General features: G+C 47.1%; 4 protein-coding genes. 2 read left to right on the forward strand and 2 right to left on the reverse strand.

All coding sequences use genetic code 11. The features are described from left to right. Positions 1-34: 34 nt before the first annotated feature. Both RUMCAL_RS14510 and RUMCAL_RS06030 read right to left on the reverse strand, forming a co-directional pair. Complete coding sequence (locus RUMCAL_RS14510) at positions 35-5476, reverse strand: leucine-rich repeat protein (protein ID WP_051343692.1); 5442 nt, start codon at positions 5474-5476, stop codon at positions 35-37. A 329-nt stretch (positions 5477-5805) separates the two neighbouring features. Then, positions 5806-6840 (reverse strand): glycoside hydrolase family 5 protein, encoded by a 1035-nt coding sequence (locus tag RUMCAL_RS06030; RefSeq protein ID WP_021681763.1) that lies wholly within the window; start codon positions 6838-6840, stop codon positions 5806-5808. Positions 6841-7257: 417 nt separating this feature from the next. Between RUMCAL_RS06030 and RUMCAL_RS06035 the strand changes: the two genes are divergently transcribed. After that, positions 7258-8022 (forward strand): AraC family transcriptional regulator, encoded by a 765-nt coding sequence (locus tag RUMCAL_RS06035; protein ID WP_040647262.1) that lies wholly within the window; start codon positions 7258-7260, stop codon positions 8020-8022. Positions 8023-8077: 55 nt separating this feature from the next. Then, the gene (locus RUMCAL_RS06040) at positions 8078-9241 is read left to right on the forward strand and encodes a GDSL-type esterase/lipase family protein (RefSeq protein ID WP_021681766.1); all 1164 of its coding nucleotides are present in this window, start codon (positions 8078-8080) and stop codon (positions 9239-9241) included. Positions 9242-9284 lie beyond the last annotated feature (43 nt).

Below are 9284 nucleotides of genomic sequence, written 5' to 3' on the forward strand. Positions count from 1 at the left end.
CAACACTTTCAGTGTTTTCCTCAGTTTTGGCTGATTATTTTGAAACCGGAAGCGTGTCGATCACACGAATCAAAAATTGCAGAAGATAGATCGTGTCAGACGTATCAATTTCATTATTCTGGTCGACGTCAGCATTTCGCTTTGCGGTTTTGTTCAGTTTCACAGCTCCGGTAAGGCATTTGTTCAGTAATACGCAGTCTGTGATGTCGATTTCGCCGTCCAGATTGACATCGCCGTACAGTGTTTCTAGTGTGTTGTTTTCCGAAAGTCCATAGGGATCCAGCGTGTAGAATGTCAATGCAGTATTATTGGAAGCATACCACTGTACGCATTGATTGCTGGTGTTGAAAATGGGCTGACAGTCGGATAACCGATAGTTTAAGGTTTCTACTTTGGATGTCGCAGTTCCTTCACTATTGATCGTAACCGCTTTGACAGTGATATTATGTTCACTGTCAACTTCTTCCCACATCACAAGGAACTGTTCTTCATTGAGGGCTACCAATTGCGGTGTCCGTACACTGATGCCGTCCTTTTCTGTATGCTTTGTAAGAAAGATGGTGCTTTTGACATCGAGATCTTTGGAGAGTATGGTGACAAAGACGTTTCGCTGTCCTGATGCAGAATAGTTATTCTCGTCTGTCATATCTACAGAATTTCCGGCAATGATGCAGTTTTGTTTTGAAAGGGCAAATCCGCCGACAGAAACACCGGTGGCATTGTCTCCGATCCCGCCAAGAATGGAATAGGCATAATTGTATCGGACATCTGTGATTTTTCCGTCCACATCACATTTCGTGATTGCAACGGCACGAGGATTTGCATCGCCGTGGTCCACCCGATAGACCGATTTTCCGTCAGTACAGATAAACTGGTTGAAAGAATGGCTGACATAACCTGCCTGTGCGAGGTTCATGACATCGGAATAGGAATCTAAAACTTTCAGTGTATTTTCATCAAGAACAAATGTCATGTTTGCCTGATGATTCAGTCCGTCACTGGAAGTGTACATTTCATGGCAGGTGTGGATGTAAAGCTTTCCGGCAGTTTCCGTCATTCGCAGAGAACCGGCATCGAATGGAATATACGTGTTTTCTCCATAGATCGATTTGGAATCTAATTTTTCCCAGTTCTTAGAGTATTTTACAACACGCATTATTTCTACGCTGTCATCATTATCAGGATTGGACTGCCCATAGACTAAAAAGTTGTAGTCGCTGCCGCTGTAATAACCGCCGAACAGTTTTAACTCATCAGAAATCGTCTGGGAATCCAACAGCTGGAAATCTGCGGAATAGTGTTCGATGACAAAGCCTTTATTGCGAATATGTTCTCCTCGCGTCAGTGTACCGTCCTCATTTTTGGTGAGATAGGAATTGACAGTGCTGGACCAGACGCTGTAATTGTTGGCGGAGAGATTGATGCTGGAAGCACCCGTTGTAGTTTTGATGCCGTCTGCCGCACTTTTTGTGTGCGGTAATACAGTAATTGTAATTGTCGCAGAAAGCAGGCCGTTTTTGCTGGTGCAGGTGATTTCTGCGGTACCCTCATGCCATGCAGAGATCGTGCCGTTTTCATTGACGCTGACAACACTGCTGTCACTGCTTTTCCAGATATATTTTGCCGAAGAAGAAACATCAGAAACTGCGGTGAGTGTTTCCATGTCGCCGGCGTTCAGCGTTGTTTTTTCAGCAGAAATGGAAAGTTCTGTTGCAGATCTCCAGTCCATGAATTCGAGAGAATAAGTGTCGTTTTCTTTTTCTACGACAACGACAACATCATCCATTTTCAGTAAGTTGAAAACGTTGTTTTGCGTTGTGTTTCGGGCGAGTTCTGCACCGTCCTTCAGGCGGTATTCCACCAGTGTATTGTTATTGGCATAGACGATCAGACTATCGTTGGCGGCATTGTAGACAGTCCGCACACCAATACTGTTGTAATCGGAGTAACTGCTGGAATCATCTTCGACAGGACGCGACACGGAAAGAACTGTATCCATGCTCTTGCCGTTGAACTGATAGGCATAGAGCATGCCTACCAGTACACTTTGTGCGACAATGTATTTGTCATTCAGAACTTCCGCAGAACGCTGATGATTCATATAGGCATCTTGGCAGAGATACAGAAGGCAGTCCATATCCCGCTGAATCAGACCGCTTTCCATAAAGGAATTAGAAGAATCCAGCAGATACAGTTTGTTCTCTTCTACCTTTCCCATTGTCAGTCCTTTTCCGGGGTGATGATAGCCCCATGAATAATAGTCATAATAGCTTTCCATGTAAAAGGTGCCGTTCTGACTTTCAAAACCGTCAAAGTTATAGATTTTCACGCTGGGATCGACCTGTGAAAGGACATCGCCCTCAGGGCTTAGCAGATAGATTCGATATTTAGAGGTTTTATCCGTATTGTATCCTGCGAAATAAATGCGTCCCTGTGCATCCGCACCGATCGCTGTACCAGAATATCCGGATACCCAAATTTGTCGGAGCAGGCTCTGCGTTTGCAGATCGTAGACAGAGATCCGGCTCTGAGAAACTACATAGAGCATATCGCCGGTAGTGTAAGCATTTGTGCAGTCAGAAAAATTGTAGACTTGTTCATAGGTCTGGGTCACCAGAGAGTAGAAGAACAGCGAACTTCCCTGTAAAAAGTAAATGCCGTGGAGCTTTTCAGAGGGGATCTGCATCGTTGTAGTAGAAATGCTGGTGTAATTTAAAATCGTCTGATCCAGCTCCAATGTTCCGCTGGTGGGCATGGTGAAACGTTCTCCGGTTACAGTGACAGCAATAGAATCAGTATATTTTCCGTCGCCGGCAGATGCAGAAATTTCTGCGGAACCCGGTGCCACTGCAATGATGCGTCCGGTATTGGACACTACAACAGTATTCGGATCGGAGGATTCCCACGTAATGTCATCTGCAAGAAGCGGATTCAGGAATGCAGTGACCGATGCATTTTCGCCCACATGAAGGGTCGTGCTTTCTGCTGTGAGTTTCAATGTGTTGTCAAAGGTATCCAGATCGTGCCAGTTGACACGGTAACTGGAATTGTCCATTAATTTTTTCAATGAATCCCAGTCACTGGAAGAGGAAAGATGGGCATAGATGTGCAGATCGTTTGTACCAAGGCAGCTGGTAGAATATAATGATGGTGCATTTCCCTGAAAGATCATCGTTTTCAGAGAACGACAGTTATAAAAGCTGTAAGAATCGATCATGGTCAATCCAGCCGGCAGAATCACTTTCTGAACTTTCTGGTTGTTGTCCATTGCTTCGCTTGCGATCTGCGTAACCGTTTCGGGCACTGTCAGTACGGTTTGATTCCATGCGGACGGCACGACCAACAGGCTGCTTTTCTTTTTGTTATAGAGAATGCCGTCGACAGAAGCGTAACTGGGGTTATCTGCATCAACAACGAAATTTTCCAGACCATTGCAGGCATACAAATAAGAAACGTTCTCACAGTTTGTCAATGAAGCCGGAAATTGCAGGGTTCGCAGGGCATTGCAGTTTCTAAAAGCAGAACCGCTTAAAGATTCTGTTCCCTCCGGAATCTGAATGTCGGTCAAATGACTGCAACCGTAAAATGCATTTGAATTGATCGCATACAGGGTGTCCGGAAGTGAAACACTCGTCAGACGATTGCAGCCATAAAACGCGTTTTCGCCAATGCTGGTAACGCCGTTTTCTACAACAACAGAGCGGATTTGATTGGCATAGGTCAAAAATGGCGTAACTGCTGTAGTTTCATCGTCAGACCAGTGAGAAGACACATAGTCGTACATAGCACCAATACCAGAAATGGTCAATGTACCGGTGGCAGCATCCAGCGACCATGTCAGTTCATCTCCGCAGAATCGGTTTGCTGTATTTGCGACAAAAGAAAAATTTTCTGTTGCAGCATATGTTTCTGCGGTGCTTCCGGTACTGCCAATGATCGTAAAACCACCGATGCTATAAAAATCGCCATAATCGCTCACATAATAGCCAACGGCGTGATCTCCGATATAAGTAACACTTTCCGGAATTTCCAATGATACCATAGATTCACAGCCCAGTATTGCATAATACTCAATGCGTTCCAGAGAATCCGGAAGCGTAATGGAACAAATATCTGTATTGAAACTAAAGCACTCCGGAGAGATCGAAACCGTTCCTTCCGGTACCACAACATCTTCTGCGGAGCCGCGATATTTGTAAAGACAGCTGCCGATCATGACCAGATCGTCTGAAATGGCATTCAGATAAGCTGTTCCGTCAAAGGCTCCCCGTCCCACACTACGCAGAGAATCCGTTCCTGTGACAGATGCCAGATCTGTGCAGTTCCGGAATGCGGCATCGCCTACATAAACAGTCTGATTGAGATCCAATGAAGTCAGAGCAGATTTGCAGGCAGAAGCAGTGATTACAGTGACACCGTCAGGTACGGTAAAGTCTGTTTCTGTTCCATCAATCGCATACAAAATATAACCGCCCAGTATGATCGTATCTGCATCAATTGCATTCAGCATGGCGGTTCCGGAAAAGGCATCTTCATCGACACGGTGGATGTTCGGACCAAATTGAACACTTTCCAACATGGTACAGCCGTTGAATGCATCTTCCCGAATCGTTTCCAACGTTTCCGGTAATGTGATACTTGTCAAGGAGCTGCAGTTTGTAAATGCATAGGTGCCGATCTCTGTCAGATGCTCCGGCAGATTGACACTTGTCAGCTGAGGGCAATCCCAGAATGTGCCGTACGGCAGCGTGGTCATCTGTTCCGGAACATGAGCACTGGTCAGTGCTTTACAGCCATCGAAAATACTGTATCCCATTTTGGTGATGGTGTTTGGAAGATCAACTTGCTGTAAACTTTCGCAGCCGTAGAATGTTCTGTCGCCGATTCGGGTAATGGAATCCGGAATGGTAACGGTTTTGAGTTTTTCCAATTCGCAAAAAATGTAATCGCCGATAGAAGTGATCCCATCACTGATAACAACTTCCTGAATGACATCTTTATACTCATAAAATGGCATTGAAGAATAATATGAAGTAGCATCCTGAATTTCTCCGGAGCCTGTCAGTGTCAGAAGACCGCTTTGTGTATCCAGTGTCCACGAGATATTCTCTCCATAAGTGCCGGAATAAGAATCCTCCCGTGTCGTGGTATCATCATTCTGTAAAGGGATCTCTTCTGAAGTCAGACCAGATTCTGTTTCTCCGGCATCATCTGTGTCGTCCGTCAGAGCATCGTAAAAGTCTGGTGTGTGCTTGTCAATGGGAATCTGATCGCCGTTAGTGTCTGTTTCGGGTTCTGTTGGTTCCGGAGAAGCTTCTTCTGTGGAGCTCTCCGGAACTGTTTCTGCTGCGGTCGGTGCAGATGCGGTGTCTGACGGCACAGCATCTTCGGCTGCCGCTGGGAAAGCTGACAATGTTCCGGCAGTCAGCACGCCCGCCAGAAGCAGTGCAGCAGCTTTTTTCCAATGCAAATTCATGTAAACATTCCTCCGTTTCTTTTGCAGCAGGTTCTTAGGAAAACGCCTAACGGCTTTATTCAGTATTGCCTTAGAGTTCAAGAGATTCCTGCATACAATTCTTTGAAAGCAATCAGTCATAAATTATTGTGATTGTTTCCAATTTTATTTTACCATAATTTTCGTATTAAGTCAACAAAAAAATCCAGCATTCTGAAGAAATGATTTTCCTGAGATCAAATAAATATTGGTAAGCTTAAAATTAACAAGAAATATATCTTTTGCTGGCAATAAAAAATCTGCCCTGCACGCCATACAAGACAGATTTTTCCCTGAAAACAAAAATATCCTTACAGCTTTGCAGCCAGTTCTCTCTGCACACTCTCGTCCGGAATATCGACAATGCCGTAATCCTTTTCTTTATAATTCCAATACGCACGACCAATGCCGTATTTATCGAACACTGCACAGATGTCTGTTGCCCAGCGGATCTTGGAATCGTTGTCCGCCAGATCGATCACGCCGTATTCGCCGCAGTACAGCGGAATGTCCCGTTCCTCTGCAATGTCCAGTGCCGGACGGAACAAGGTTTCAAAGAAGTCCGGTCCCATTTCCGGCAGTTCGCTCTCGAAAATTGCTCCGGCGAGCTCCTGCGAAAGCATTTTGCTTGCTTCCCGATAATTTTCAATGGTGTTGGGATAGGAGATCCGGAAATCCGACGGCATACCCTTTACCCAATATGCACCCTGATGTGTAAAGATCAGCGGCTCATAGCTGTGGAACGTATAGGCAACCTTAGGGTCGGTGACCTCTGCCAGCATCGGCACGCTCAGCACGTTATTGTACATGACACCGCCAAAAATGATCCAGCTTTCCGGTGCAAACTTTCGGATCTCTGCAATGGCATGCAGGGCGATGCCGTTCCACGCCTCCGCCACCTCCGGTTCAATGATCTCGTTCAGCAGTTCGAATGCCACCAGTTCCGGTTCGCCGCCGTAGCGTGCTGCGAGGATTTTCCACAATGTGTAAAACCGTTCCTGCAATGCCGTGTCATAGAAAAATACCGTCTTGTCGGTTTCGTCCAGCGGGTCAAAGGAATAGCCAAAGGTTTTGTGCAGATCCAGGATCATACGGATTCCGTGGGTTCTGCACCAACGCAGGCAGTTGTCCAGATAGAGATAGCCCTCTGACTTCGGGGTGCCGTCTTCTTCTTCCAGCAGTACGTAGTCCACCGGTACGCGGACGTGATCCAGTCCCAGCGATGCAATGTAGGCAATATCCTTTTCGGTGATGAATGTTTCGTAGTGTTCCTTAGAAGTGTCACTGTTCTGGGACAGCCAGCCGCCCAGATTGACACCGTGGAGATAATGTTCTAATTTTCGCATGATTTTTCTTCCTTTCTGTGATTGCTTTTTGAGTGTTTTGCATTTGGTGATTTCATTATACGGATTTTTTGCAGTGCCGTATATTGTTTTTGTTGCATTTTTCGCAGAAATGTTGTATAATAAGAGAAATGCTGAATAAAGGAAACACTGAATAAAGCTTGTGCGTAAGATGCGTAGTCAGATTTTTTGGCAGATTGTCAGAAATTCCGCAGGCAGACTGTATGTATGGCAATTATTATGGCAAGGGATTTCTGGGCAATATGACGGGAAAATCTGTACGCAGATTGCGTGCAAAGCCGTCAGGCGGGCTTTATGCAGTGTTTCCTAAAGGCAACACTATGCTAAACCTGCAAGCGGGAGTTGTGCGGTATTGCCATAGAGGACATGCTATGCAAAAGGGGAGGAGGCTTTATGCATATGAATATCAATCAAGACTTACAGGAACAGCTGTTTCGCCAGCGGGAAGAACAGATCTGCCACTTGGATTACAATCAGGAGTTTCGCTATTACAATGCCGTTGCTTCAGGGGATATGGAAAGCGTCAAGGAATACCTGATGCCGGAAAATGATGACGCATACAGCGGCAGCGAGTACGGAAAGCTTTCCCAAAACAGCCTGTGGAATGCCCGCTATCACTTTGTGGTAGCGGTGGCACTGATCGCACGGATCTGCGTGGAGCACCACATGGAACGGGAGATCGCCTACACGCTTAGCGATGTGTTCGTTCAAAAAATTGATGACTGCAAGACCGTTGCGGAAATTGCCGCCCTGCATAATATTATGGTGCGGGACTTCACCAAGAGAATGCAGCTGCTGCAAAAAGCGGCATACTCCATGCACGTGGCTCGGGCAATCGACTATATCACCATTCACCTGCACGAAAAGCTTCAGACCGGCAACATCGCAGATGCGATCTCGATCAACCGCGGTTATCTTTCCACATTGTTCCGGCAGGAAACCGGAAAGTCACTTCACGACTATATCCTTGCGGAAAAAATCCATGCCGCAGCTCAGATGATCACCACTTCGGAAATGTCATTCTCTGAAATTTCTCAATACTACAGCTTTTCTTCCCAGAGCCACTTTATCCAATGCTTCCGAAAGGAACTCGGCATGACACCGCTGGAATATCGAAAACGGTATTATCGTTCCAGCGAAGTGAGTGAAGGAAACACTGAATAAAGCTTGTGCGGTGCTGCCATAACTATACGAATACGAAGAAAACAGGAGAGAGAATATGAGTGAAAAATGGGTAACGGCATGGGGCAATGCCATTTCAGTTGCTGAACGCCGTCCGGAAAATTATGCGAAAAATCTGACACTGCGGTATCCGGCAAAAATGATGCTGGACGGCAGTGCACTGCGGATCACGTTGGACAACTTCTGCGGAAACGAACCGGTGCATCTGACTGGTGCCACCGTTGCCGTGTCGGACGGTGCAGACGGCATTCTGCCGGAAACACTGGTTCCGCTGACTTTTTCCGGAAATGCTGGCGTGACGATTCCGGCAGGAGAACGGCTGCAAAGTGATGCGGCAGCGTTTCCGGTGGAAAAGGGAACGACCATTGCAGTGAGTCTGTACTTTGCCGAATTCACGGAAATGCGTTCTGGTGTAGTGATTACCGGACCGCTGTCCGGCGGCTATTTTGCAGTGGGTGACCAGACTGCCAACGCGGTGCTGGATACGGACACTTCGAAAAAGACCCACACGGTGTATTTCCTCAGTGACATTGACGTGCTGACTGCCACAGAAAATCGTACCCTGATCTGCTTCGGGGATTCGATCACAGCACAGGCGTGGCCGGATTACCTGATGGAACGCACTCTGCAATGCGGGGACGGTACCACTGCGGTGATTCGGAAAGCAGCAAGCGGAACGCGAATCCTGCGGCAGTATGACAACATCACCTATGATTCTTACGGGCTGAAAGGGGAAACCCGTTTCCCCAGAGAAATTCAGGTTGCCGGTGTAGACACGGTGCTGATCCAGCACGGCATCAACGATATTATTCATCCGGTGGGAACAGATGTCAACCGGTTTCGTCCGTGGAGCGACCTGCCCACCGCGGCAGAAATGATCGAGGGGCTGCGGTTCTATATTCGTACTGCCCGTGCCAGCGGACTGCGGGTGTACATGGGAACGCTGCTGCCGATCGAGGGCTGGCGAACCTATGCGGACTTTCGGGAAAAGCTGCGGAGCGAAGTCAACCAGTGGATCCGGACAACCGACGAAATTGACGGCTGCGTGGACTTTGACCGTGCAGTTTGCAATCCGGAGCACCCTACTGCTTTTGCAGCAGGCTATGACAGCGGCGATCATCTGCACCCCAGCCTGACCGCCTATGCCAGAATGGCAGAGGAAGTGCCGGAAGCACTGCTGCGAAACGAGGAGAGTCACTGACGTGCGAAGTCCTTAGGCAATACCGCACAAAGAGCGTCTGGCG

It is taken from the genome of Ruminococcus callidus ATCC 27760, from assembly GCF_000468015.1.
GTDB lineage: Bacteria > Bacillota > Clostridia > Oscillospirales > Ruminococcaceae > Ruminococcus_C > Ruminococcus_C callidus.